At 63.0% G+C, this 23,550-nt stretch carries 24 protein-coding genes; 13 read left to right on the forward strand and 11 right to left on the reverse strand.

What is annotated here, in order from left to right; genetic code table 11:
* Nucleotides 1-35 precede the first annotated feature (35 nt).
* The gene (gene larC, locus QZ408_RS06100) at nucleotides 36-1,229 is read left to right on the forward strand and encodes a nickel pincer cofactor biosynthesis protein LarC (RefSeq protein WP_292490335.1); all 1,194 of its coding nucleotides are present in this window, start codon (nucleotides 36-38) and stop codon (nucleotides 1,227-1,229) included.
* A complete protein-coding gene (radB, locus tag QZ408_RS06105) occupies nucleotides 1,226-1,903 on the forward strand; it encodes a DNA repair and recombination protein RadB (RefSeq protein ID WP_292490336.1) in 678 nt (225 codons plus the stop codon). The genes larC and radB overlap by 4 nt, the downstream gene beginning before the upstream one ends.
* On the opposite strand, the gene dapF is transcribed toward radB, so the two are convergent.
* The 3 genes from dapF to QZ408_RS06120 all read right to left on the reverse strand — a co-directional run bounded on the left by dapF (nucleotide 1,890) and on the right by QZ408_RS06120 (nucleotide 4,210).
* Nucleotides 1,890-2,708, reverse strand: a complete 819-nt coding sequence (gene dapF, locus QZ408_RS06110; protein ID WP_292490337.1) for a diaminopimelate epimerase — start codon at nucleotides 2,706-2,708, stop codon at nucleotides 1,890-1,892. The genes radB and dapF overlap by 14 nt on opposite strands.
* 199 nt (nucleotides 2,709-2,907) lie before the next feature.
* Nucleotides 2,908-3,723: a winged helix-turn-helix transcriptional regulator gene (locus QZ408_RS06115; RefSeq protein WP_292490338.1), complete on the reverse strand. Its 816-nt coding sequence runs from the start codon at nucleotides 3,721-3,723 to the stop codon at nucleotides 2,908-2,910.
* 40 nt (nucleotides 3,724-3,763) lie between these two features.
* Nucleotides 3,764-4,210: a pre-peptidase C-terminal domain-containing protein gene (locus tag QZ408_RS06120; protein WP_292490339.1), complete on the reverse strand. Its 447-nt coding sequence runs from the start codon at nucleotides 4,208-4,210 to the stop codon at nucleotides 3,764-3,766.
* Nucleotides 4,211-4,725: 515 nt separating this feature from the next.
* On the opposite strand from QZ408_RS06120, the gene QZ408_RS06125 reads away from it, so the two are divergent.
* The 3 genes from QZ408_RS06125 (at nucleotide 4,726) to QZ408_RS06135 (ending at nucleotide 6,306) form a co-directional block, all read left to right on the forward strand.
* The gene (locus QZ408_RS06125; protein WP_292490340.1) at nucleotides 4,726-5,121 is read left to right on the forward strand and encodes a hypothetical protein; all 396 of its coding nucleotides are present in this window, start codon (nucleotides 4,726-4,728) and stop codon (nucleotides 5,119-5,121) included.
* A 248-nt stretch (nucleotides 5,122-5,369) separates the two neighbouring features.
* Nucleotides 5,370-5,654, forward strand: a complete 285-nt coding sequence (locus QZ408_RS06130; RefSeq protein WP_292490341.1) for a DNA-directed RNA polymerase subunit L — start codon at nucleotides 5,370-5,372, stop codon at nucleotides 5,652-5,654.
* Between the two features lie 40 nt (nucleotides 5,655-5,694).
* The gene (locus QZ408_RS06135) at nucleotides 5,695-6,306 is read left to right on the forward strand and encodes a class I SAM-dependent methyltransferase (RefSeq protein ID WP_292490342.1); all 612 of its coding nucleotides are present in this window, start codon (nucleotides 5,695-5,697) and stop codon (nucleotides 6,304-6,306) included.
* 7 nt (nucleotides 6,307-6,313) lie between these two features.
* Here the strand turns inward: QZ408_RS06135 and QZ408_RS06140 are convergent, their stop codons facing one another.
* On the reverse strand, nucleotides 6,314-6,931 hold the full coding sequence (locus QZ408_RS06140; RefSeq protein ID WP_292490343.1) for a translation initiation factor IF-2 subunit beta: 618 nt from the start codon (nucleotides 6,929-6,931) through the stop codon (nucleotides 6,314-6,316).
* Between the two features lie 94 nt (nucleotides 6,932-7,025).
* Here QZ408_RS06140 and purL point away from each other — a divergent pair, with 94 nt between their 5' ends.
* Nucleotides 7,026-9,098, forward strand: a complete 2,073-nt coding sequence (purL, locus tag QZ408_RS06145) for a phosphoribosylformylglycinamidine synthase subunit PurL (protein ID WP_292490344.1) — start codon at nucleotides 7,026-7,028, stop codon at nucleotides 9,096-9,098.
* Here purL and QZ408_RS06150 read toward each other — a convergent pair.
* Nucleotides 9,092-9,586, reverse strand: a complete 495-nt coding sequence (locus tag QZ408_RS06150) for a flavodoxin (RefSeq protein ID WP_292490345.1) — start codon at nucleotides 9,584-9,586, stop codon at nucleotides 9,092-9,094. The two genes, purL and QZ408_RS06150, sit on opposite strands and share 7 nt — an antisense overlap.
* A gap of 63 nt (nucleotides 9,587-9,649) precedes the next feature.
* Entirely contained in the window at nucleotides 9,650-10,639 is a 990-nt protein-coding gene (ilvC, locus tag QZ408_RS06155; protein WP_292490347.1) for a ketol-acid reductoisomerase, read from the reverse strand.
* A gap of 127 nt (nucleotides 10,640-10,766) precedes the next feature.
* Here ilvC and mptA point away from each other — a divergent pair, with 127 nt between their 5' ends.
* The 5 genes from mptA (at nucleotide 10,767) to frhB (ending at nucleotide 15,713) form a co-directional block, all read left to right on the forward strand.
* The gene (gene mptA / locus QZ408_RS06160; protein ID WP_292490348.1) at nucleotides 10,767-11,708 is read left to right on the forward strand and encodes a GTP cyclohydrolase MptA; all 942 of its coding nucleotides are present in this window, start codon (nucleotides 10,767-10,769) and stop codon (nucleotides 11,706-11,708) included.
* A 225-nt stretch (nucleotides 11,709-11,933) separates the two neighbouring features.
* Nucleotides 11,934-13,301 (forward strand): coenzyme F420 hydrogenase subunit alpha, encoded by a 1,368-nt coding sequence (frhA, locus tag QZ408_RS06165; protein WP_292490349.1) that lies wholly within the window; start codon nucleotides 11,934-11,936, stop codon nucleotides 13,299-13,301.
* Nucleotides 13,302-13,311: 10 nt separating this feature from the next.
* Complete coding sequence (gene frhD / locus QZ408_RS06170; RefSeq protein WP_292490350.1) at nucleotides 13,312-13,851, forward strand: coenzyme F420-reducing hydrogenase, FrhD protein; 540 nt, start codon at nucleotides 13,312-13,314, stop codon at nucleotides 13,849-13,851.
* A 202-nt stretch (nucleotides 13,852-14,053) separates the two neighbouring features.
* Nucleotides 14,054-14,815, forward strand: a complete 762-nt coding sequence (frhG, locus tag QZ408_RS06175; RefSeq protein WP_292490351.1) for a coenzyme F420 hydrogenase subunit gamma — start codon at nucleotides 14,054-14,056, stop codon at nucleotides 14,813-14,815.
* Between the two features lie 10 nt (nucleotides 14,816-14,825).
* Complete coding sequence (frhB, locus tag QZ408_RS06180; RefSeq protein WP_292490352.1) at nucleotides 14,826-15,713, forward strand: coenzyme F420 hydrogenase subunit beta; 888 nt, start codon at nucleotides 14,826-14,828, stop codon at nucleotides 15,711-15,713.
* A gap of 455 nt (nucleotides 15,714-16,168) precedes the next feature.
* Here the strand turns inward: frhB and QZ408_RS06185 are convergent, their stop codons facing one another.
* The 3 genes from QZ408_RS06185 to QZ408_RS06195 form a co-directional block, all read right to left on the reverse strand.
* Entirely contained in the window at nucleotides 16,169-16,615 is a 447-nt protein-coding gene (locus tag QZ408_RS06185; protein ID WP_292490353.1) for an S-adenosylmethionine decarboxylase, read from the reverse strand.
* Nucleotides 16,616-17,269: 654 nt separating this feature from the next.
* Nucleotides 17,270-17,863 (reverse strand): DNA polymerase ligase N-terminal domain-containing protein, encoded by a 594-nt coding sequence (locus tag QZ408_RS06190; RefSeq protein WP_292490355.1) that lies wholly within the window; start codon nucleotides 17,861-17,863, stop codon nucleotides 17,270-17,272.
* A 43-nt stretch (nucleotides 17,864-17,906) separates the two neighbouring features.
* Nucleotides 17,907-20,207 (reverse strand): ATP-binding protein, encoded by a 2,301-nt coding sequence (locus QZ408_RS06195; protein ID WP_292490356.1) that lies wholly within the window; start codon nucleotides 20,205-20,207, stop codon nucleotides 17,907-17,909.
* Nucleotides 20,208-20,834: 627 nt separating this feature from the next.
* On the opposite strand from QZ408_RS06195, the gene QZ408_RS06200 reads away from it, so the two are divergent.
* Nucleotides 20,835-22,253 carry a HAMP domain-containing sensor histidine kinase gene (locus QZ408_RS06200; protein ID WP_292490357.1) on the forward strand — a complete coding sequence of 473 codons (1,419 nt, stop codon included), beginning with the start codon at nucleotides 20,835-20,837 and terminating at the stop codon, nucleotides 22,251-22,253.
* On the opposite strand, the gene QZ408_RS06205 is transcribed toward QZ408_RS06200, so the two are convergent.
* Nucleotides 22,237-22,719 carry a DUF2124 domain-containing protein gene (locus QZ408_RS06205; protein ID WP_292490358.1) on the reverse strand — a complete coding sequence of 161 codons (483 nt, stop codon included), beginning with the start codon at nucleotides 22,717-22,719 and terminating at the stop codon, nucleotides 22,237-22,239. The two genes, QZ408_RS06200 and QZ408_RS06205, sit on opposite strands and share 17 nt — an antisense overlap.
* On the opposite strand from QZ408_RS06205, the gene QZ408_RS06210 reads away from it, so the two are divergent.
* Nucleotides 22,718-22,927, forward strand: a complete 210-nt coding sequence (locus QZ408_RS06210) for a hypothetical protein (RefSeq protein ID WP_292490359.1) — start codon at nucleotides 22,718-22,720, stop codon at nucleotides 22,925-22,927. The genes QZ408_RS06205 and QZ408_RS06210 overlap by 2 nt on opposite strands.
* Nucleotides 22,928-23,177: 250 nt before the next feature.
* Here the strand turns inward: QZ408_RS06210 and QZ408_RS06215 are convergent, their stop codons facing one another.
* Nucleotides 23,178-23,525 carry a hypothetical protein gene (locus QZ408_RS06215; protein ID WP_292490360.1) on the reverse strand — a complete coding sequence of 116 codons (348 nt, stop codon included), beginning with the start codon at nucleotides 23,523-23,525 and terminating at the stop codon, nucleotides 23,178-23,180.
* Nucleotides 23,526-23,550: the final 25 nt, after the last annotated feature.

The following is a 23,550-nucleotide window of genomic DNA, read 5'->3' on the forward strand; positions in this document are numbered from 1 at the left end:
CTTATATTTCGGGGATTTATAAGTACTGGAGGCGCATGAACGTACTTCTCTTCGATCCGTTCAACGGGGCCGCTGGCGACATGATCATCGGTTCGCTTCTCGATCTGGGGGCGGACGAGGGGCTTGTCCGGGCAGCCATGCGTTCCGTCGTCGGCGAACCGACAATAGAACGGGTAGACCGCTCCGGGATCCGTGCAGTCCAGGTGAGAGCGCATGCCCCGGTCGACCACCGCACGCTTGACGAGGTGCTCGACCGGGTGGCCGAAAGCGACGCCCCCGCCGGCGCACGGGAGATGGCCCGGCGGGTCTTTCTCCGGATCCACCGGGCCGAAGAGAGCATCCACGGGACCGGGGCGCATTTCCACGAGGTGGGTGCGGACGACGCCGTCGCCGACGTGGTCGGCGCCTGCACCGCCCTCCACTCCCTCGACGTCGATGGGGTGACCGTCCTCCCGGTCGCCCTCGGCCGGGGGTTTGCCGTCGGGGCTCACGGCACCTTCCCCATCCCGGCTCCCGCGACTGTCGCGATCCTTGCCGGGTCGGATCTTCGAACCGTCCCCGGCGACGAGGAGCGGGAACTCTGTACCCCGACGGGGGCCGCTCTCCTCGCCGAGTTCTCGACGGTCCGGCCGGAGGACCTCGGCCCGGCGGCGATCAGGGCGGTCGGCTACGGGGCCGGGAGCAGGAACCCCCGGGGAAGGCCGAACGTCCTCCGCTCGATGCTTCTTGCGGCGGAGGAGCGGGCCGGCGGCGACCGGGTCGACATCCTCGAGACGAACGTGGACGACGTCACCGGGGAGGCTCTCGCCTACACGATAAACCGCCTGATGGAGGAGGGGGCACGGGACGCAAGCGCCATCCCGGTGGTGATGAAGAAGGGGCGGAGCGGCCACCTCGTCCGGGTCGTCTGCTGCCCCGATGCGACCGACCGCCTCGTGGGGGTGATGGGCGCCGAACTCGGGACGCTCGGCATCCGCTGCATACCGATGGTCCACCGGGCGGTCGCCGAACGGACGGTTGAGCAGGTCACGGTGTCCATCCGTGGCCGGGAGCTCGCCGTGGACGTCAAATGCGGGTGGTCGGGGGGGAAGATCACCTCGTTCAAGGCGGAGTACGAGCAGGCGGCGGCGTGCGCCCGGGACCTCGGCATCCCGCTCCGCGAGGTCACCGGCGCCGTCGAAGCGGCGGCACGCCGCCTCTTCATCGAGCGGGGCGTGCTCGCGCCATGAAACCGGACCGGGTCAGCACGGGGAGCCGGCCCCTCGACGACCTGCTGGGCGGGGGACTCGAGCGGCGGACGATCACCCAGATCTACGGCGAACCCGCGAGCGGCAAGAGCACCCTCTGCCTGTTGGCGGCGGTCGCGAGCCTCCGGGCGGGGAACGCGGTCGTCTACATCGATACCGAAGGATTCTCGGTGGAACGGTTCACCCAGGTAGCCGGGGGGCATGCCGCGGAGTTTGCGGACCGGCTCTACCTCTTTGAACCGATCGATTTTGCCCAGCAGGGGGCGATGATCGCCGATACGGAAGGGCTGCTCAGGAAGAAGGATGGCGCCCCCGTCGACCTCCTGGTGATGGACTCGGCGACCGCCCTCTACCGGACGGAACTCGACCTCGGGCGGGAGGCGGTGCGGAAACTCTCGCACCACACGATAAAACTCCTGGGCCTCGCAAAGAAGTACGATATCCCCGTCCTGATCACCAACCAGATCTACGTGGATGTGGAGCGGGATCGGGTCTCCGGCCTTGGGGGGACGGCGCTTGAGCATATATCAAAGGCCATCGTGAGGCTCGAAAAGAGAGATAGCGTCCGGCGGGCCATGCTCCGGAAGCACCGGTCCCGGCCGGAAGGGCTCTCGTTCGATTTTGTGATCACCGAGGACGGGATCAGAACGGTATAACGCCCGAAAAGACCGTCTCGGCGGGGCCTTCCATCGTGACGGCCTCCCCGAAGCGGATGATGAGCGGGCCGCCTTTCGTCTCGACCCTTACCGTCTCCCCGACGTTCCCGAGGTGGTGGGCGACCGCCGCCGAGGCCGTGGCGCCGGTGCCGCAGCTGAATGTTTCGGCCTCGACGCCGCGCTCGAACGTCCGGATCCGGAGGGTGTCGTTGCCGGCGCTCTCGACGAAGTTGACGTTCGCACCCTCCGGGAAGGTGGGGTGGTTCCGGATGGCCGGGCCGACGGCGCCGATATCGACGGCGCCGATCTCTTTGACGAAGACAACGGCGTGGGGGACCCCGGTGTTTGCGGCATAAACGGTGAACCCGCGGATCTCCTCCCGGTACTCGCCGTTCCCGACGGCGGGGACGGCTCTCCGCTCGAACGCGGGTGTCGGCATGGTGATCGTCGCGGTGAACTCGTCGTCCGCGTACCGCATCGTCACCGGGACGACCCCGGCCCCGGTCTCGACCGAGCAGGACTCTTTGACGTAACCGGCGTCGTGGGCGTACTTTGCGAGGCACCGGATGCCGTTCCCGCACATCGCGGCCTCGCTCTCGTCGGGCTGGAAGAGCCGCATACGGACGTCGGCTTTATCGGACGCCTGGAGGAAGAGGACCCCGTCGGCGCCGATGCCGAACCTGCGGTCGCAGTAGAGCGCCGCGAACCCTCCCTTCATCTCTTCAGGGATGATCTCCTGTTGGGATTCGTCGATCAGGATAAAGTCGTTGCCGTTTCCCTGCAGTTTGGTGAACGCGATCTCCATGGTGTAGCCTCTCTATGGTAGGTATTGGGAGCGGCGGGAGATAAACCGTGGGGGTTGGGTGAGGGATGGCAGGATCTTTGATACGGTCTCCTATCTTCCCTGTAGAGAGTATCGATCCCGGTCGAGAGGTCGCGGATCTTACAGTATGTCGGGAAGGGCTTGCTTGGGTCCGGGATGTTGTGCCTAAACAGTTCGGGACCTAACTCGACGATACCTCGTGCCCCTTTTCGACGGGGTAACCCTCCGTGCCGGGGTGCCCGGGAGTGGGAAGGCCTCCCGTATACCGGTTGAGAAAATCCCGGGCGCCCTCAGAGAGCCGGTAGCGGACGAACCGCCCGTCCCTCTCTGCGGTGACGATCCCTCCGGCCTTGAGCTCCTGCATCTGCCGGGAGATCGCCGAGCCGAAGAGCCCGAGGTGTTCTGCAAGATCGCTCCGGGTTGTGTCCGGAGATCCGAGGAGACACCCGAGTACCGCACGGGAGGAATCTTCCCGCAGGCTGATGAAAATGCGCTGTTCGAGGTCGGTATACCTCTGGTTTCGGGCGAAGTGCCCGGTGCGGTTCCGGTAGCCCACGGCGGCCACCTTGCCTTCCCTGATAAGCGTACTAAGATGGTATCGGAGCCTTCCTCTCGATACACCCGTCAACTCGCCGAGTTCCCAGGCACCGGCACCCGGGTTTGCGGCGATCCGCTGGTAGAGGTCGAACCGGAAGTCGTCATTGAGGATGGTGCATCTGGTCACCCGCCGGAACCCGAGCGGCACAAGAGCGCTAAGGAGGTAGAGGAGTTCGCCGGGGAAGAAGCATGCGGGGAGGACCATGAGCAAAACGTGGGAAATCATCACCCGGAGCGGCAGGCTCTGGACCATGTTCTCCTCAAAGTCGTACATCTCGTTGGGGCATTCTTCCGTCGCAGGCTTGGTTATGTAACCGGCGGTTGCCGTGCCCGGGAGCGCAATGTCTGTGAGGGTCACGGCAACGAGGAGAATGGAAAAGATCCGGCCCCACCGCACCATGCTGGATAGTCGCCGGAAGAATTGTTCAATGTTTCGATATTCACCGCCAGCCGAACGTGTAGTCCTCGGTCCCGTCCACATCGGCGCCATAGACCTCGAACCACCATGTTCCGGGATACAGGCCGACAGAATCCTCTATGCTCATGTATATTCTTCCGTTCGTCGTGCCGTCGTATGAATCGTAATACGGTCCGAGCACGGTGTCCGGTGCGTACACCGTCAGCCGAAGCGAGTCGGACGAGTCGCCCCAGTTCAGGTCGATGGTGAGCTTCGTTGTGCCTGCGGCAACATTGAGCGAGTACCAGTCAGTCTCGCCCTGCGTGATGCTGCCGACGTTCATCGGCATAAACACCGGGCCGTCTTCGAGCATCGTATCCCCGGCCGGGGTTACGATGTAGTTATGACTTCCAGTCCCCTGCGCCGCCACTGTCGGGACCAGCAGCGCCGCAGCGATCACAATAAACGTTGCGATTTTGCAAAGTTCCATAGAGCATCGTAGAGGAATTTCTACAACAACTATATGCCTTTTACGGCCACCGCAGCTACATGTCGCACGACGTGTAGCTGCGGTGGCCGTAAACTATATTGAATCCTGTTCCCTGACAAAAGAGCGTGGATGCCTGAACGGTATCCCGCGATGGCCGGGATCCTCGGTTGGCATCGTGCCTTGAGGCTAATGGTGCTGCTGGCTGCATGAGGATAGCCGTTGCGGTCCCGTAGCCTCCAGGGATACGTGCGAATGGAGGTCCGGAACCTGAAACACCTCTCCGGAATCGGCGCCCTTATCGTGGGGCTGTCGATCGCCAGCGTCGTCTTTGTGCTGGCGGGATGGAACGCGTTCGCAGTGGACTGCCCGTAATGTGAACGGCGGCCAGAGTGACGGGCAGGGTAGTCCCTGCCCGTCCGACACCACAATCGTACAAGAGACCTGCTATGACGACCGAACCGGGAACGTACACCCGAGCCGTGGTCCCGGCAGTTCTTCTCATCGCGGTGATCTGTATGACAATTACCCTGTTCTGGCCGGACGGAGAGGTACATGTTATAGACACTACGAGCGGGCGTATCGTCTTCTGCGAGAACATCACCACCGGCACCCATGCTCTGGGGCGAGCCTGGATCGATTCAGACCTCAACGAGACGGTTGCTTCTCCAGGCGCGGATGTCGTGACCGGGCTTGGCGGAAACACGTTTACGATCACCTGCATCAACCGGAACCACGGCCTCTTCGATCCCGCCCGCGCCTCGTTTACGCTGACCGTCCGGGACGCCGCGGGCAGGCCGTACAGCGAATCCGTCACCCTGGATCGGGCCGGTACAAAGACCATATCCATCTCTCTCATCGCGGAGGAGGCGGGTGAAGGAGCGTTTCGGATCTCTGCGACGGGCATCCGGTAGGATGAGCAATAATTACAGATACCTGCACCAGACCAGAGCGGAGATCCGTTCGGGGCAGACCGGACTCTTCGGGGGATCGCGTGGCGGCGGAACGGGTCTTTACCGCGAGCCCAAAGGCAGTTTGCCGACCATGCCACGGGCCGGCCCTGCCGGGTCGTTCTCGCCCTGCTCCTGAATAAGAACGCCCGGGATCGTCCGGTCTCCACCCATACCTATATACCCCTCCCGAAACCAACCATAGGGTGCGTATGGCCATGAAACTCAAACTCCTGGAGCTGACCGACGACAGGGCCCGGATACTCTTCGAAGGTGAAGGCATCACCTATGTCAATGCACTCGCCGCCGAACTCCTCAACGATCCCGGGGTGGACGTGGCGCAGCACAGGCAGGTATTCCGATTCGCAGACCCCGAACTGGTCGTCACCACGATCGGCGGCCGGCATCCTCTTCCTGCAATCACCGACGCGGCAAAGCGGCTCTCCGGCACAGCAAGCGAACTCCTCCGGCAGATGGAAGCCCTCGAGGCCGCATAGGCGGAAATCCGCACAGGCCGGGGACCTGCACGGGGCAGCCATGACAAAGAGCGCCGAAGGCTTCACCCGGATCGCCCGGGAAGTCTTTGCCCCCATCTATCCTGTCATCGCAGAGCAGGTGCTCGCGTGGTCGGGGATACAGGAAGGTCTCGCGCTGGACCTCGGCAGCGGCCCCGGCCTCCTTGCCGCCGCACTTGCCGAGAAGAGCAGTCTCTCTGTCATCGCGCTTGATACCGATCCGGCGATGGCCCGGATCGCCCGGGAGACTGCCGCCGGTTACACAGATCGGATAATCCCGGTCACCGGCGATGTCCACTGTATGCCGATCAGAGACAGCTCCGTCTCCCTCATCGTCAGCCGCGGATCGATCTACTTCTGGAGAGACCGGCCGCAGGCGTTCCGCGAGATCGAGCGGGTCCTCCGGCCCGGTGGCGCCGCATTCGTCGGCGGGAGCTTTGGAACCTCCGCACTCCGGGACGAGATCTTTCGCGAGATGCGGCGGCGAAACCCGGACTGGGACCGCGATGTCGCCAGAAGGAGCGGGTGGGCGACCCCCGGGGTGCTCCGCCGGGAACTTGCGGCGAGCGGGGTCGTCTCCTCCCGCGTCCGGGAAGAAGAAGCAGGGTTATGGGTAGAGATCAGGAAGGTCTGATCCCCTTTTAGTCGGCACGCTCGGTGAAGATGATCGTCCCGGCGATCCGGGTGATCTTCACCTTCACCGTCTGGCCCGGTTTTGCATTCGCGACATACATCGTGTAGCGGTCGATCTTCACCACACCGTCGCCGCGCTTCGAGAGGAACTGCGGGGTGACGTCCATGATGGCGCCTTCGGTCGGTTTCGCCGCCGCAGAGGGGTCAACGGTCGATCTCCGCTTCCTGACCGGCCGGTGGCCGCCGCAGGCGTCGCACCGGAGCGTCAGGATCCGGTCGCTCTTCACGAGACGGGTGTCGGGCTTACCGCACTCCGAGCAGATGACGTAGTCCTCGACGTAGCCCCGGATGATTGCATTGATCTGCTCCTGCTCGAACTTCCCGGAGAAGACGGCCCGCGTCCCCTCGATCTTGCCGGCGGTACCGAGCTCGCCGAGGAGGTGTTTCATCAGGTGGTCCTGGTCGCGCCGGAGGATGCCCGCAATCTCGGCGAAGTTCTCAAGGACCGTGGTCTTCCCCTCGATGAAGGCACGGGCGACAGGAACCGTGAACCGATCTTCAAACTCCGTCGGCTCCGTGATATTGGTATACGCCTTCTTCAGAAGGTCTTCATATGACGGGGTCATACCCCAGTATTGGTCGCGCCACGTCAAAAAGTGAGTACCTCACGAACGGGCTTGCACACGCTTATGTAGATAGGCAGCCCACCAGTTTTACAGTATGTTATCGGCTCAGGACCTTGCATTGCTGCGAAAAACCCTCGGGCGCGACCCGACCGACGTCGAGCTTGCCTGTTTTGAAAACCTCTGGAGCGAACACTGCAGTTACCGGTCCACGAAACCTCTCCTCAAGACGCTGCCGACGGAGGGAAGCGAGGTGCTGCTCGGGCCGGGGGACGACGCCGCGATCGTGCGGTTCAGTGATACCTGCGCCCTCGCCATCGGGATGGAGAGCCACAACCACCCAAGCTACGTCGACCCCTACGACGGCGCCGCGACCGGCGTCGGCGGGATCGTCCGCGACATCCTCTCCATGGGCGCCCGCCCCATCGCCCTGATGGACCCGCTGTACTTCGGCCCTCTTGAGAGCGAGAAGAACCGCTACATCTTCGAGCACGTCGTCGCCGGGATCGGTGATTACGGCAACTGCATCGGAGTGCCGGTCGTCCGGGGCGAGCTCGTCTTCGATCCCTCTTACTCGGGAAACCCGCTCGTGAACGTCGTCTGTGTCGGCATCGTGGACCCGGACCGCTACATCACCGCCCGGGTGAAGGTGCCGGGCAACCGCCTGGTTCTGATCGGCTCCTCGACCGGGCGGGACGGCCTTGGGGGGGCGTCGTTTGCCTCCCGCGACCTCTCTCTGGATGCAGAGGCCGCCGACCGGCCGAGCGTCCAGGTTGGGGACCCCTACACCGAGAAGCTCCTCATCGACGCGATCCTTGCGATGGCAGAGACCGGGAAAGTCCTCTCCTGCCGTGACCTCGGGGCGGCGGGGCTTGCCGGGGCGTCGAGCGAGATGGCGAGCACGTTCGGGGCGGTCATCTACGCGGACCGGGTCCACCTCCGGGAGACCGGGATGGTGCCCCGGGAGATCATGCTCGCCGAGTCCCAGGAGCGGATGCTCATCGAGGTGGCTCCCGGCGACGTCGCCCTGATGGGAGCGATCGCGGAGAAGTACGATCTCCGGTGGAGCGAGATCGGCGAGGTGATCGCCGACCCCCGCTACATCGTGAAGTTCCACGGCGAGGTCGTCGCCGACCTTCCGATCGACCTTCTGGTCGGCGGGGCGCCGCTCTGTGCCTGGGAGAAGAAACCGTATGCGGCAGAGACGCCGTTCGTCCGCCCGAAGACCGCGGTAAAGGACCTCGCGCTCGCGGTCCTCGCGCACCCGGATGTGGCAAACAAGGACTGGGCCTACGAGCAGTACGACAGGGACGTCCAGCTCCGGTCGGTCTCGCTTTGCCACGACGCCGCGGTCCTCCGCCTCGAAGACAAAGCGCTCGTCCTCTCCTGCGGGTGCAACCCCCGGCACATCTACCTGAGGCCCTTCGAGGGGACGGCGAACGCCGTCATCGAGAACGCAAGCAACCTCGCCTGCCTCGGTGCCGACCCGCTCTGCATCGTCGACTGCCTCAACTTCGCGAGCCCCGAGCACCCGGAGGTCTTCTGGCAGCTTGAGCAGTGCGTCCTCGGCCTCGGGGACGCGGCGCGGAGGATGGCGATACCGATCGTCGGCGGCAACGTCTCGCTCTATAACGAGAGCGATGAGTTCGGGACGCAGATCAAGCCCACGCCGTCGCTCGGGATGGCGGGACGGGGGGAGGTCCGGGAGTGGGTGCCCCCCGCCGAAGGCGAACTCCTCGCCCTGATCGGGAAGACACTGCCCGTCTTCGGGGGATCGGTCCTCGACGCCGTCACGGGGTGCGGCGGCCCGGCGCCCGCGATGGCCGACCCGGCCGCGGTCAGCCTCGTCCGGGATCTTGTCCGGGACAACCGGGTCACGGTCGCGACCGACCTCTCCCGGGGTGGGCTCCTTGCGGCGCTCGTGAAAGTCGCGCCGCGCGCGGACGTCAGCCTCGCCGGCGATCCCCTCGAAGAACTCTTCTCCGAGACCTACGGCCGGTTCCTGGTCGCGGTCCGGGACGAAGCGGCCCTTGCCGGGGTGGAGCACAGGACCATCGGCACGGTCGGCGGCGACGCCCTCACCCTCCGGCTGAAGGGTGAGACGGTCGTCATCACGCCCGGCGAGCTCGAGACGGCGCTCACCTCGACGACCCGGCTGATGCGTTACTGAACAACCCTCTCTTTTTCCGACCGGCGGACGAGATCGACAAGGGCATCCATGCCCTCTCCTGTCCGCACATCCCGCACCGTGAACCCGACCACGCCCCGGGCGTCGGCGCCCCGGCCGGCAAGCATCGCCTGCAGCCGCTCAAGGGTCTTTCCCGGCATCCCGCGTGATGTGCAGAAGACGACCGCGGGTTTCCCCTCGATGCCCACGAGAGCCTTGAACGCCGCGTTGACCGCGGGTGTCGGGTTGCCCGCCCATACGGGGGTCCCGACGACGACGACCTCGTAGCCGGCAACGTTGATTGTGGCGGGTTCGATAGCGGCGAGTTCCCCCCTCATGGCCCGCGGAGCGCCTTTGAGGTACATTCCCATCTTCGAGTAGCCCGCAAGATCCCTGACCGCGACGAGATCGCCTTTGATCGCGGCGGCGAGCCGTTCAGCGACGGTCCGGGTGTTGCCGGTCTCCGAATGATAGATGATGCAGACAGACATACCCTCCGGTTGGCCGAAGGGTATAAACGGGTATCGACCGGAGAAAAAAAGAACGGAAGGTGGTTACTTCCGGAACTGCGGCATAAACCCGCGGAGTTCCTTCCCGACCTCTTCGATCAGGTGCTCCTCGTCCGCTCTTGTCAACGCAGTGAAGACCGGGCGGTTCACCATGTTCTCAAGCATCCACTCCCGCGCGAACTCGCCGTTCTGGATCTCCTCAAGGATCTCCTGCATCGCCGCGTAGGTCTCCGGCCCGATGACACGGGGGCCGCGCGTCAGGTCGCCGTACTGGGCGGTGTTGCTGATCGAGTCGCGCATCTTCGTAAACCCGCCCTCGTAGATCAGGTCGACGATGAGTTTCATCTCGTGCAGGACCTCGAGGTACGCCATCTCCGGCGCGTACCCGGCGTCCACCAGGGTTTCGAACCCTGCCTTGATGAGCGAGGTCACCCCGCCGCAGAGGACCGCCTGCTCCCCGAAGAGGTCGGTCTCGGTCTCCTCGGCAAACGTCGTCTCGAGCACCACCGCCCGGGTTGCGCCGATGCCGCGGGCGTAGGCGAGCGCGATAGCACGTGCTTTTCCGCTGTAGTCCTGGTGAACGGCAATCAGGGCCGGGACTCCCTTCCCTTCCTCGTAGGTCCGCCGGACCATGTGACCGGGCCCCTTCGGGGCAACCATGACCACGTCGACGGCGGGCGGGGGGACGATCTGCCCGTAGTGGATGTTGAACCCGTGCGAGAACATCAAGCAGGCGTTCTCTTTCAGGTGGGGGCTGATCTCGGCGCGGTAGACCGCTGCCTGGCTCTCGTCGGGGAGGAGGATCTGGATGATATCGGCGTGCTTGACGGCGTCCGCCACGGGATAAACATCGAAACCGTCTTCGGATGCCCTCTGCCAGCTGCTGCCGGGCCGCAGGCCGATGACGACCTGACAGCCGGAATCACGCAGGTTCAGCGCCTGCCCGCGTCCCTGGGAGCCGTAGCCGATGACGGCGATGGTCTTGCCCCCCAGGAGGCGGGGGTCTGCGTCGGACTCATAGTATTTCTGGACCATAGATTCTCACTCCCGGTTGGGCAGCAAACCAGATAAATATTATATGGAGAAACTGCTCTCACCCCGGGGATTATTTTAATGTTGATGAAGAGAAACCTTATTCTCTATACACTATTGAGGATTTGTAATGGAACTGCCAGATGTCCAGTCCAGCCTGCCGGAGGTCCGTATCAACCTGACCAGGGTGGGTGTGAAGAACGTTCAAAAACTCGTTGAAGTCGCCCGACCCGGCAAGCGGCCGGTCATCTTCATCTCCAACTTCGACGTCTTCGTCGACCTGCCGGGAAGTCTCAAAGGTGCAAACCTCTCCCGGAACTTCGAGGTGATCGACGATGTGCTCCAGCAGGCCATCGACGGGGAGGTGAAGGTGATCGAGGAACTCTGCAGCGTGGTGGCGAGGAAGCTCCTCGACCGGCACGAGTACGCGGAGCGGACCGAAGTCCGGATGCAGAGCCAGTTCATGGTCCGGCGGGAGACGCCGATCAGCGAGACGAGCTGCCACGAGGTGGTGAACGTTCACGCGAGCGCGATAGCCCAGAGGAACGACGGGAGCCCGATCATCAGAAAGAGCATCGGGGCCGAAGTGACCGGAATGACCGCCTGCCCCTGCGCCCAGAACATCATGAAGGATCATGCCCTGCACGTCCTTGAGAACCTGGGCGTGGCGGAGGATAAGATCGATGCGTTCTTCGAGGAGGTGCCGATGGCCACGCACAACCAGCGCGGGCGGGGGTTCCTCTGTATCGAGACCGACGACGACCAGCACGTCAGCCTCGAGAAGATCATCAAGATCCTGAAGGATTCCATGAGTGCGCGCATCTACGAACTCCTCAAGCGGGGCGACGAGAGTTACGTGGTGATGGAAGCCCACAAAAACCCCCGGTTCGTTGAAGACTGTGTCCGCGAGATGGCCCGCAAGGTGATCGCGCAGTTCCGCGATCTCCCCGGAGATTCCGTGGTTACCATAAAACAGACGAATGAGGAGAGCATCCACCAGCACAACGCATACGCGGAGCGGAAGGCGACAATAGCCGAACTCGTCGCGGAGATGGATGAGGGGGCATTATAAGGTTAATATTATTCATATGTTTTTATAATAAGTTAACCTATTTTACTAATAAATATTACAGGAACTTAAATCCGTAATATTTGAAAATGTACCGAAACGAAAGTTATAAACTCTGTTTCCTTCATATTCCCTTTTGACGTACCCACGTACGTTTCCAGTACACAATTGTGTGGTAACACAGGTACCGTGTTCAGAACACCATAATATCGGAATGAGGCGATATATTTGTCGAAAGTTGTAGAGATTTCCCCAACAACGAGACACGAAGGCCACTCGAAGCTCGTTCTGAAGGTCAACGATGACGGCATCGTCGAGCGTGGAGACTGGCTCAGCATTACCCCGGTGAGGGGAGTCGAGAAGCTCGCCATCGGCAAGACGATGGAGCAGGTTCCAAAGATTGCATCGCGCGTCTGCGGTATCTGCCCTATCGCACACACCCTGGCAGCTGTCGAGGCGATGGAAGCGTCCATCGGGTGCGAGATCCCCGAGGATGCAAAACTTCTGCGCTACATCCTGCAGTGTGCCAACAGGATGCACAGCCACGCCCTGCATAACATCCTCTCCCTCCCGGACATGTACATACCCGGGACCGACACGAAGATCAACCCGTTCACGAAGGAAGAACCGGTCAGGAGCGTTGCCCTCCGGATCCAGCGGATCCGTGAGATCGCTCAGACGATCGGCGAGACTGTCGGCGGAGAGGCCATCCACCCGAGCAACCCCCGCGTCGGCGGTATGTACAGGAACATCAGCCCGCGCGCGAAAGCAAAGATCTACGACCTCGCGAAGGAGGCCCGGGTTCTCACGCAGCAGCAGATGGAGTTCATGATCGCGGTCTTCCGGAACTACCAGAGGCGCGACTGGGCCGAAGTCGGCGGCGTTCAGGTCCCGATCCCGAAGGACCTCGGCTACCACAACCAGGGCTACATGGCCACCGCGCCGGTCTACGGCAGTTCCAGCCTCGACGAGAACCCCACCTGGTTCCCCGAGCGGTTCACCGAGGTCCGGCCCTGGGACTGGTATATGGGTGAGGTGGAGATCAGCGAGGCCGACCCGAACTACCCGATCGGCGGCACCACCCCCGTAGGCACAAAAGCCTGGCCCCAGATGGAGGCCTGCACCGGCGTCCCGCTCTACGACGGCCAGCCGATCGAGGTCGGGCCGCGCGCACGCCAGGCCATCTTCAAGAACTACGACGAGAAGGGCACTATCGGCCTGCAGGTTGCACGCCAGATGGAGTTCCCCGAGACCGCCTACGGCATCATCGATGCGCTCGACGCGCTCGACACCTCCGGAGCGGTGGTCGCGGAGACCATCCCGCAGGGCGATGGGTCCCTCGGATGGGCCGCGAATGAGGCTCCTCGTGGAACCGACGTCCACCTGGCCCGGGTCAAGGACGGCAGGGTGCAGTACTTCTCGATGCTCGTCCCGACCACCTGGAACTTCCCCACCTGCAGCCGTGCGCTTGAGGGCGCACCCTGGCGGCTCGCGGAAGTCGTCATGCGCGGATACGACCCCTGCGTCTCCTGTGCGACGCACATGCTGGTGATCGACGAAGACAAGAGGTTAGTGGCCCAGAAACTCATTCAGTGAGCGTACACGCATGCTATTCCGTGAGATCGTGATCGCAGGGTGCGGCAACCCCCTCTTCGGGGACGACGGATTCGGCCCTGCAGTCGTGGAGGAACTTCAGAAGTTACAACTGCCCGACAACGTCAAGGTCATCGATGCCGGCCTTGGCGCCCCTCACTTCCTCTTTACGTTGATGGAGGATGCACAGGTGCCGGTGAAGAAGCTGATCATCATTGATATCGCCGATTTCGGCGGAAAACCCGGTGATCTGGTGAAACTCCGGCCCGAAGACCTGCCGCCGGGCGCTTACCGGGATGCCCATTCGTGGGACCTCTCCGAGCCGCTGCAGCGATTAAAAGACGTCATCGATATCACGATCATCGGGTGCCAGCCGAAGCGTGTCGCGAGCCATGAGTTTGAACTGGGGCTCACTGAGGAGGTTGAAGGGGCCATTCCCAAGACGGTGCGGATCGTACTGGAGGAAATTGGGGTAGAATATGGGGCTGCTATCAACCATCAAGGAACGCATCTTTGGGCGTCGCCCGGAGAAAATCCCGGAGAGCAAGCCTGAGGCGAAGCCGGCCGCGAGTCAGCCGACAGAGCCTGAGGCGAAACCTGCAACGGGTAGGCCGCAGACGAAACCTGAGGCGAAGCCCGAGGCAAAACCGGAGATGAAGCCTGCCGCAAGCAAGCCGCAGGCGAAACCCGCGGTAAAACCCACTGATGTGATTGTAGAAAAAAAGGTGGAAGTTGTACAAAAGGAGGAAAAGCCTGTGGCAGAGAAGATTACGATAGGTGAATTACACCTGAGCGGATGTACGGGATGCCTCGTGACGCTTGCGGATAACTACGAGGGTCTCTTCAAGCTGCTCGATGATTATGCGGACCTGGTCTACGCACTGACCCTGGTCGATGTGCGCCACGTCCCCGAGATGGACGTGTGCCTGGTCGAGGGGTCGTGCTGTCTTGACGACAAACTCTCGGTAGAAGAACTGAAAGAAGCAAGGGCGAAGTCGAAGGTGCTCGTCGCTTACGGCGCCTGCGCGGCCTACGGCAACATCACCCGGTTCTGCCGGGGCGGTCAGTGGAACCAGCCCGGTCAGGAGGCGTTTGTGCCCATCAGTGAGGTCGTCGACGTCGACCTCTACATCCCGTCGTGTCCCCCGTGCCCCCAGGAAGTCAGGAACGTCGCCGTCATGGCCTACCTGCTGCTCCGGGGCAACGACGAGCAGAAGAACCTCGCGACCGCCTACCTGACCCCGCTGATGCAGCTTGCACAGCGCGGCAACGAGGCCTGCGGCTGCGACCTGATGTATGACGTCATCAACCAGGGGCTCTGCATGGGGTGCGGAACCTGTGCCGGAACCTGCCCGGTCCGCGCTGTCACGATGGAGTACGGCAGGCCGAACGTGAACCGCGACCTCTGCATCAAGTGCGGCGCCTGCTACTCGCAGTGCCCGCGGAGCTGGTTCAACTTCGACGTCATGAACAACTACGAGGGCATCATGGATGCCATCAAGGGAGCCATGCAGTGAGGTGAGAAAGATGGACGTACTCGGTAACTACAAGTCCGCGATCTCGGCACGCTCGACGGATAAGGATATCCTGAAGAAGGCCCAGGACGGCGGTATCATCACGACGCTCTTTGCCTATGCGCTCGAAGAAGGCATCATCGACGGTGCCATCGTCGCAGGCCCGAGCAACGAGCCCTGGAAGCCCGAGCCCATGGTCGCGACCACGAAGGCGGAGCTCCTGGCCGCTGCCGGAACGCGCTACACCATCAGCCCGAACCTCTACCTGATCAAGGAGGCGACCCGCAGCTACGGCCTGGACAGGGTCGGTATCGTCGGTACGCCCTGCCAGATCCAGGCAGTCCGGAAGGCGCAGCTCTACCCGATCGGCATGCGCGACGTCGACGACAAGATCGCTCTTGCGCTCGGGATCTACTGCATGGAGAACCTCTCCTACCAGGCGCTCGAGGCCATGGTCGAGGACCACTGCAACCAGAAGATGGAGTCCGTCAAGAAGATGGATATCGGCAAGGGCAAGTTCACGGTCTACACCGAGCGCGGTGCCGTCAGCCAGATGCCCCTGAAGCTGATCCACAAGTACGTGCAGCCCGGCTGCCACGTCTGCCTGGACTACGTCGCGAACCTCGCCGACATCTCCAGCGGTTCCGTGGGCAGCCCCGACGGCTGGAGCACGGTCTTTGTGCGGAGCACCAAGGGTAACGCCGTCTGGGACGGTGCCATCAAGGCAGGCTGCTTCGAGACGAAGCCGATGGACCAGGTCAAGCCGGGCCTCGACCTCGTGAGGAAGCTCGCCACCGAGAAGATCACGAAGAACCAGAAGAACGTGGATGCACGTAAGACCGTGGGCCTCAAGGCGGACGGAACCCCGAAGGGTCTCCGGAACCCCTACGAGTCCCCCTGAAACTCTCTTTTTTCAGTCGCCCGAACGGACGGCGCACGCGAAGGGCCAGCTGCCGGCAAACGCAGGGCTGCGAGCCCGGTAGGCGCCCGCCTGACCGGTACCCGGCAACCGCTGGTCTCTCCTTCTCACCAGACCGTCTCGCCGTCCCCTACACTGTCGGATCGCGAGGACGCGAAGGCCACAGAGAGATGTCGTCAACACCCATATTGCCTGACTCCGCAAACCACCGTGTCTTCGCGCGAGGCTCATCGCTATGGCACACCGGGGTTTCCTGCCGGAACCATGCGGTCGGTCCTCTCGACCCGGAAATCGCGGGTGAATACTCCGGAAAAACGTGAAAATCGAGGATGGGGGCCTTCCGGCCCCAGTCCCGGGTCTACGCCGGCGGGAGATGGCAGTGGCTCTCTGCCGTCATAGAGTATCGTTAGAGGGTATGCCGGGTGCCGTGTTCGTATTCAGTCCCTGAACAGTACCTGGTAGGTTGCTGTTTCTGCTCCAAAAAAGGTCCTGCAGAACTCCGCCGCCTTCGAGGGTTCGTATTCCTTGCAGCTGAAGATATCAAGGTAGGCGGCGTTGGTCTCGTTTGCGAAGTGCCCCGAGACCAGCGATGTCTCGATGAGCTGGGTCATGGAGAACCCTGCGACCCTCTCGTTCGGGCCGAAGTGGATGATCTGCGGTTCGCCGAACCTGTGCATGTCGATGAGGTCGCACAGTTCGATGATGAACCGGTGAATCTTCTCCGCGTCCCTGATCGATGCCGGGTCGCATCCCTTCAGGTCCACGCTCGTATACAGTCCCCAGCACCCGCGTTGCCTGAACTGCGCAACGATCTCTGCGTCGCTTACTGCCTCTGCCATAACGTTGTTTGCCACAGCGTTGTTTGTCATTACCTTACTTGCCATGATATCACCTTCGAGAGGATCTCGTGATCGATCTGATCCCTGTAATTTTTGATAGTTCAGATTTTAAACTTATCCCTCGCACTAATGGAGAATAACCGTTATTTCCCCGTTACCCCAGAGCAATATCTCCCTATCGGAAATACTACGCCTAATTTACGCCATATTGTTAAATTGATGACTTTACACCGTTTATCTGACGATTCGTATGTAAATAACCCATTCTAAATAATACTTAGTATGATTTTCATTCAGCGTTAGAATTTTCCGGCGGCCTCTGCTCCGGGGACTCATGGACGATCGGGGCCGTGAAAAAAACCTCTTTTTACGGTACGGTCACCTGGTTTATTTTCGAGGATGAAAAACCCATATCAGGGGATGTATAAACTTTTGCCCCAGAACCAGCCAGTACCCCGACCGAAAGGCAACCGGACAGTGGCTACGGGGCCATCCTCCCGGGTCCAGATACCGGGTATCTCCACTTCCCGCCGCGCACCTCCGCGCTCCCTCATCAAGCACCCCGCCGGGAGGCGGAGGGGGGACATGCCGCACGCCCGGGCTCTCACCGGGCGATCGGGCCCCTGGTGCGCGCGCCGGGCATGGGCGCGGCGATCTCCCGGGCCGGGATACCGCCTGCCGCAGACTGGGCAGGTGAACTCACCTGTCCAGAACCCTTCCTGCCGCGATCTCCGCAAGCGTCCGCCCGGAGACGACCGACCAGGGCTCCGTCGCGACCGGGTCGCGGCCGGGATCCGCCTCCGCGTCATCCATCTTCACAAGGAGCCAGGCCTCGCCCTTCCCGGCCCTGAAGCGAGTGAGGGCATACCCGCCGCGGAGCTTCTCCCCCTCGAGCCAGACCGACACGTGGCCCCGCCCGAGCGCCTCGGCGACCCCGATCTCCCGCCCGCCCTGTCGTGCGAGGTTTTGGTAGGTTCCCCGGTCCCAGACGAGGACCGTCCCCGCCCCGTAGCTTCCCGCTGGGATGACGCCCTCGAAGTCGGCGTAGCTGATCGGGTGGTCTTCGGTGGGGACGGCGAGGCGTCTCTCCTTCGGGTTCACGGACGGCCCCTTCGGGACCGCCCAGGACTTCAGAACACCGTCGGCCTCCAGGCGGAAGTCGTAGTGGAGCGTGGTCGCGTCGTGCATCTGGATGACGAAGATAGGGCGATCTCTCGCATCCGCCCCATCTCCCGGTGGCTCCGACGTCCGGGAGAAATCCCGCTTCCCCCGGTAATCGTCGAGCGTATCCATGCATGAACACCGGCGGCGCCGGGGATAAGGGTTTTGTCCCGGCCTACACCTTTCGCCCGGATGAGGGGACGATCCTGACGTTCATCTTCTCCGAACCGATGATCAGGATCCCCTCCCCGGGCCGGAAGTTGAGGAGATCTTTTTCGCTCACCTCGAAGAACTTGGCGTTCTCCTGGGCCTGCTTCTTGTTCTCGGCCCGCATGCAGAACTTCACGGCGATGTTAGCGAGGATCTCCTCGTTGAAGTGGGCGATCAGCTGCGACGCGAGGATCAGCGAGACCCCGAACTTCCGCATCTCGGTGGCGTATTTGTTCAGCACCGCCTTGATCGCTGTCTTCGAGCCGCTCTTCTGGCTCACCAGGAGTTTCGCCTCGTCGACGATCACGAAGAGCCGGAACTTCTCCCGCTCGTCCCCTGCCCCGCGCGGGATCTCGCCTGTCGCCTGGAGGGTGTAGTAGATGCGCCGGAGGAAGAGGTCCGCAAAGAGGTAGCGCAGGTTCTCCGGGAGAGCGTTTAAGTTGATGTGCGTGATTCCGCCGGAGAGGATCGTGGGGAGAGATATCTTCTCCTCCCCCGAGAAGAGTTTGTAGTCGAAGATGTCCTCGAGGTAGGCCGGGATCGCCTCGTCCTCGCAGGACATGATCTCACCCTCGATGTCGTCGAAGTCGAGCACCCGCGTCCAGGTCGCGGTGTTTCCCGTGATCCCCGACATCCGGTAGCAATCCTTGATGATGTTCTTGATCTTTCTCCGCTGCTGGATGCCGAGCGTCGGAAAGTTGATGGAGATGGCGTCGACGAAGTCCGAGGTGGCCCGGAGCGGGGTGATCTCGTCGATGGCAGGATCGAGCTCCAGCGGGTTGAAGAAGTACTCCCCGCCCTCGCGGATCTTGTAGGACCGAATACTCCCCGTGCTCGCGGCCATATCCCCATGGAAGTCGATCAGGACGACCGGCATCGCCTGTGCCGCGAGCTCCGAGGCGATGCACCGGATCGTCTCGGTCTTCCCGGCACCCGAGCCGCCGAGGATGATCATGTGGCCGTTGTTGAGCCGTCCCGGCGACCAGTTGACCCGGTGCCCGCCCTGGGCGTGGCCGAGGAAGATGTCGAGCCCGCCGGGGCGGGGTGGCTCCGCCACCGGTTCCGGGGCCGGGCGGGGTGCGACGATCCGGCGGGGAGCAGGCGGCGGCGGCGGCGGCGCCTCTTCCTCCTCATCATCGGCAAAGACGGCGTCGTCCCACCTGTCCTCCTCCGGCTCTGCCCCCTCTTCGGCCGGAGGCACGGACGTTGCGGTGTTTGCCATCTTTGGGACGGGAGAGGCCTCTCCTTCGGCAGGATGGGGCTCTGCCGCCGGGGCCGGCCGGCCGATGACGATCTTTGCGGCGACGTCGGCCATCAGCGCCCGCCCGAGGTCGCGGAGGTGGGCGTCGTAGCGGTCCCGGTCCTTGACGATGAACCGGGCAAGGCCGACCCCGTCGTCCTGGGGCGCCTGCTCGAGGACGTAGATCGAATCGGCGATGAGGGAGAGCACCCTCGATAGTTCGCGGCGGTGAGTTGCCGAGGCCCGGATCCGGTCGCAGTCCTCGCCGCAGGCGAGGTAACGCAGAACGGTGAACGTCGAGTGGAACGACTCAAGGAGCATATCGTAGTGCTCCCGGACCTCCGGGTCGATCGCTTCAAGCATCCCCTTGAGGATGTACGCGAACTCCGCGGGGAAGGTGTAGACGACGCCGCCGACCCCGGCCCCGTCGAGGTCGTAGGCGTGGGCGAGGACCGCACACCCGGCGGCCTTGAGCCGGGCGGCGAACCGCTCGCACTCCTCGAAGAGCGCAGGGTTGTTGTTGAGGAGAAAACCGATGAAGGTCTCTTCGGTGCGGGGGAGCGATGATGGGAAGGTCTTGTTGACGTAAGAGCCCCTCACCGTTCCCGCGAGGAGGGCCGGGACGACCTCGTGGGTCTCGCGGGCGAGCGTCCGGAGGTCCAGTGCCCGGATCCGGGCCTCCGTCAGCGGCCGGGCGATCCCCTCTCCGGCGGGGGTCACCCGTACCACCGTCGTCCCGTGCCGGGAGGAGGACTCGATGAGACCGACTTCTGCGAGCGCAAAGAGCGGTCCGGACGTATAAGCGTAACAACTCTGCTCGACCACGCCCATCCCCTCCCCACGGGACGACGAGCTGTTCTGGGCGATGTAGATGTAGAGGAGCGTCTCGATGATGTCGCGGACTTCCTGCGTCCTGAACTCCCGCAGGTATTCGACGACGCCGGGAGGGAACGACTCTACCAGGGCGGGGAGCCCGGTATCTACATAGCCCATCGCTTTGAGTGCTTCGGTAAGATCTCTTGACACGGGTTCACCAGCGGATGCGTTCTCGCGGCACCAGGATGCTCCGGGCATCTGCCCTCCCGGCCCTTCTGTTTGATTGAGAACCGTTCCGACCGGGCACCGGCAAGTGCGCGGCACGGTGCGGGTCTGCGGGCAGCCGCTTCACTGAAGCGGGCGGTTGAACTAGTTTTGTTCTACGATCTATTAAATATAGGCTGTTTTTGACCCTCTACAGGGTTAAATCCCAGAGATTTCTGGTCCCATGACCTTTCCGGGAGGGGATCGGGTGCGCCTCGCCCCACCCCGTCGCATGAAACCGCGTCGCTACCCACATCGACAGTTCGCACAGGACCCGTGGGGGAGAGGGCGCAGCGACCGCGGGCCGCAGCGCATCTCCACGGCCTTCGCTCCCTGGAAACCCCAGATCTGTAAAAGCCGGCTTGCAGTCCGGCAGGATGCCCGCCGCACCGGGGAAAGGGAGCGTGGGAAGGCCGGGTGTGGAACCGGCCGGCGCGGGCTGTCCATCCTCCCCCGGTGCCGCGTCTCTCTCCCCTGAACCGCCGGAGAACCTGCCGGAATCGGCCGAACATTTACATGAAGAGATTTTTATATTTTAAAGTTATATATATCAGCAGTCAAGGTGGGTGTCCCGTGATTACCCTTACCGAACAGCAGCGAGTGGGTGTCCTCATAACCCTCCTTGCCATATCGGTCTTCCTGACCTACTACTTCCATACCGTCTTGATGCTCGGGACCGTCTTTTCGCACTTTTTCTACGTACCGATCATCCTGACCGCACTCTGGTGGGAGAAGCGGAGCGTGCCGGTCGCTCTCTTCCTCGGCGGGCTCGTCGTCGTCGGCACCCTCGCCTTCAGCCCGGACCCGCTGGTCCTGAACGATTACGCCCGTGTCCTGATGTTCGTCGTCGTCGCCCTCGTCGTCGCCTCCCTCTCCGGGCAGCTCAAGAGACGGGAGCAGGAGGTGGAGAAAGAGAGAAATCTCGCCCAACGCTACCTGGACGTGGCGGGCGGCCTCTTCGTCGTCATCAACGCCGACCACACCATCCAGCTCGTCAACCGCCACGGCTGCGAGCTGCTCGGCTACCGCGAGAAGGAGCTGACCGGGAGGGACTGGTTTGCAACCGTTGTCCCTGAATCATCCCGGGAGGCGCGGCGGCAGATCTTTGACGCCGCTATTGCTAACGGCACCGCCTTCCCCGGCCCGCGGGAGAACCCGGTCATCACCCGGAACGGGGAGGAACTCATCCTCACGTGGCAGGATACGGTGCTCACCGGCGATGACGGCAGGTCGATCGGGATCATCGGCTCAGGCTCTGATATCACCGACCGTATCAGGGTGGAAGGGGAACTGCGGGCAGCCCACGAAGAGGCAAACCTCTACCTCGACATCATGGTGCATGACATCAACAACGCCAACGCCGTCGCTCTCGGCTACACCGACCTGCTCACCGAGGTGCTGGAGGGGAAGGAGAGGCAGATGGTCTTGAAACTCAGGAACGGAATCAGCCGGAGCATCGAGATCATCCAGAACGTCTCGACGCTCCGGCGCCTCGTCTCCCGCGAGACCGTGACGAGACCCGTCGACCTCGACGCCGTCATCAGGGCCGGGATCGCGCACCATCCCGATGCCGGGATCGTCTACGAGGGAAGACCCGTCGGGGTCATGGCCGACGATCTCCTCCCGGAGGTCTTTGCGAACCTCATCGGCAACGCGGAGAAGTTCGGGGAGCCCGGCGTCGAGGTCACCGTCCGGGTCGAGGAGGGCGATGGGGCGGTCAAGGTCTCGGTCGAGGACACGGGGCCGGGCGTGCCGGACCGGGAGAAACCCCTCCTCTTCACCCGCTTCGCGCGGGGCACGAATGCCAGGAGCGGGAAAGGGCTCGGGCTCTACATCACGAAGATGCTTATTTCGCGCTACGGCGGCCGGATCTGGGTCGACGACCGGGTACCGGGCCACCCGGAGCGCGGCGCTGCATTCCGGTTCACCCTGCCCCGCTCCGACCAACCGTGGGAGCCGGCCGTAAAACAGGCGGTCACCCCCAGACCCTGACCGGGTCAAGGGCGGCATCGATGATCAGGTCGAAGTCGAAAGCGTCGAGCCAGCCCGCCTTCTCAAACATCTGCATGAAGCAGACACCCACGATCTTCGCTCCCGGGTGGGTTCCGACGGCCGCCTGCACCGCTTCTCTCGTGACCGGGACGCCCGGCATCGCAAGCCCGCCCATCAGGACGATCACCTCCGGGTTGACGCGGACCGCGTCGGCGGAGACCTGCATCCCGACGCCCCCAACCGGGCGGATGACCTTTGCCCCCGCTTCGTCCGCGTATGGCACGTAGACCTGCTCGACCGGGAGGTCCCGGACAGCGAACCCGAGGAGTTCGATGAACGGGGTGCAGGTGCCGGGGCAGCCGTAGTAGACGACCTGGTCGCCCGCACCAAGCCCCGCCCCGCGGAGGTAGGCCTTGAACGGCCGGAGCATCCCCGGGACGCCGGAGAGTTCCTCTTTGAGTTCCATGAAGGTCTGGTTATCGCCGGGGCATATACCGGTTCCGGATGGGGCAGGGGCAGAGCACCCCGCCGTCGTCCCCGTGCACCCGGAGGACGGAGGCGGTTTCCTGCACCCGGTGATGACGACGCGGGTGAAGATCTGGTGGGAGGTGGATGGGTGCCGGCCGGCAGAACGGGTGACCGCGACGGGCGGACGGGATGTCAAACGATTGTAGAAGTGCTTCTGGAGAGAAGAACGGTGAAGATTGTTATCTGCGGCAAGGGGGCAGCGGGAAGAGCACCGTTGCCGCGCTGCTTGTCCGCGGGTATGCACTGAGGAATCGTGCGGTTCCGGTGAGATGGATCTGAGCGGGCACAGCCCCTCCCGGTCATGCTCGGGCATGAAGGGATGTGGTTGGCCCGTCTGGTCAGGAAGGCTTGCTCGCTACGCGGAGATGGCCGCCGGCCGGAAAGGGTGACGGCGGGTCAGAGCATACCGCACCCGGAGAGGTGGTAGAGCCTCTTGACCTGTTCGGCCGCCTCCTCCGAGACGGTCTCCCCGATCCGGATGAGGATGGTGTCGATGTCTTCCTCGGGCATGCACCCGAGGTCTTCGCGGCCGGAAAGGATCTGGGCGGTGAGGTAACTCCAGTCCTCGCCCGAGAGGCGGCCAACCCGCTCCGCAAAGTCTTCTTCATCTGCCGCGATATGGTTTGAGACCGGCGGCAGGATCGAGTGGAACTCGTGCCCCGACTCCGGGCAGAGGATCCCGCTGTATTCCGGCGCCAGTTTCCGCAGGATTGCAAAGTCTCTCTCGTCGAATTCTCGTGCCATGGTTTCGTTCACTTCCGGGGAATAT

This window comes from Methanoculleus sp. 10 (assembly GCF_913757945.1).
Lineage (GTDB): Archaea > Halobacteriota > Methanomicrobia > Methanomicrobiales > Methanoculleaceae > Methanoculleus.

Bases quoted from the DNA above. Each gene is read 5' to 3' on its own strand.
- QZ408_RS06135 (WP_292490342.1), top strand. From the start codon at position 5,695: ATGACAAAGAGCGCCGAAGGCTTCACCCGGATCGCCCGGGAAGTCTTT.
- QZ408_RS06150 (WP_292490345.1), bottom strand. From the start codon at position 9,586: ATGTCTGTCTGCATCATCTATCATTCGGAGACCGGCAACACCCGGACC.
- dapF (WP_292490337.1), bottom strand. From the start codon at position 2,708: ATGGAGATCGCGTTCACCAAACTGCAGGGAAACGGCAACGACTTTATC.
- purL (WP_292490344.1), top strand. From the start codon at position 7,026: ATGTTATCGGCTCAGGACCTTGCATTGCTGCGAAAAACCCTCGGGCGC.
- QZ408_RS06215 (WP_292490360.1), bottom strand. From the start codon at position 23,525: ATGGCACGAGAATTCGACGAGAGAGACTTTGCAATCCTGCGGAAACTG.
- frhB (WP_292490352.1), top strand. From the start codon at position 14,826: ATGGACGTACTCGGTAACTACAAGTCCGCGATCTCGGCACGCTCGACG.
- QZ408_RS06140 (WP_292490343.1), bottom strand. From the start codon at position 6,931: ATGACCCCGTCATATGAAGACCTTCTGAAGAAGGCGTATACCAATATC.
- QZ408_RS06115 (WP_292490338.1), bottom strand. From the start codon at position 3,723: ATGGTGCGGTGGGGCCGGATCTTTTCCATTCTCCTCGTTGCCGTGACC.
- QZ408_RS06120 (WP_292490339.1), bottom strand. From the start codon at position 4,210: ATGGAACTTTGCAAAATCGCAACGTTTATTGTGATCGCTGCGGCGCTG.
- ilvC (WP_292490347.1), bottom strand. From the start codon at position 10,639: ATGGTCCAGAAATACTATGAGTCCGACGCAGACCCCCGCCTCCTGGGG.
- QZ408_RS06125 (WP_292490340.1), top strand. From the start codon at position 4,726: ATGACAATTACCCTGTTCTGGCCGGACGGAGAGGTACATGTTATAGAC.
- QZ408_RS06185 (WP_292490353.1), bottom strand. From the start codon at position 16,615: ATGGCAAGTAAGGTAATGACAAACAACGCTGTGGCAAACAACGTTATG.
- QZ408_RS06205 (WP_292490358.1), bottom strand. From the start codon at position 22,719: ATGGAACTCAAAGAGGAACTCTCCGGCGTCCCGGGGATGCTCCGGCCG.
- QZ408_RS06210 (WP_292490359.1), top strand. From the start codon at position 22,718: ATGAAGGTCTGGTTATCGCCGGGGCATATACCGGTTCCGGATGGGGCA.
- radB (WP_292490336.1), top strand. From the start codon at position 1,226: ATGAAACCGGACCGGGTCAGCACGGGGAGCCGGCCCCTCGACGACCTG.
- mptA (WP_292490348.1), top strand. From the start codon at position 10,767: ATGGAACTGCCAGATGTCCAGTCCAGCCTGCCGGAGGTCCGTATCAAC.
- QZ408_RS06190 (WP_292490355.1), bottom strand. From the start codon at position 17,863: ATGGATACGCTCGACGATTACCGGGGGAAGCGGGATTTCTCCCGGACG.
- QZ408_RS06130 (WP_292490341.1), top strand. From the start codon at position 5,370: ATGGCCATGAAACTCAAACTCCTGGAGCTGACCGACGACAGGGCCCGG.
- larC (WP_292490335.1), top strand. From the start codon at position 36: ATGAACGTACTTCTCTTCGATCCGTTCAACGGGGCCGCTGGCGACATG.
- frhD (WP_292490350.1), top strand. From the start codon at position 13,312: ATGCTATTCCGTGAGATCGTGATCGCAGGGTGCGGCAACCCCCTCTTC.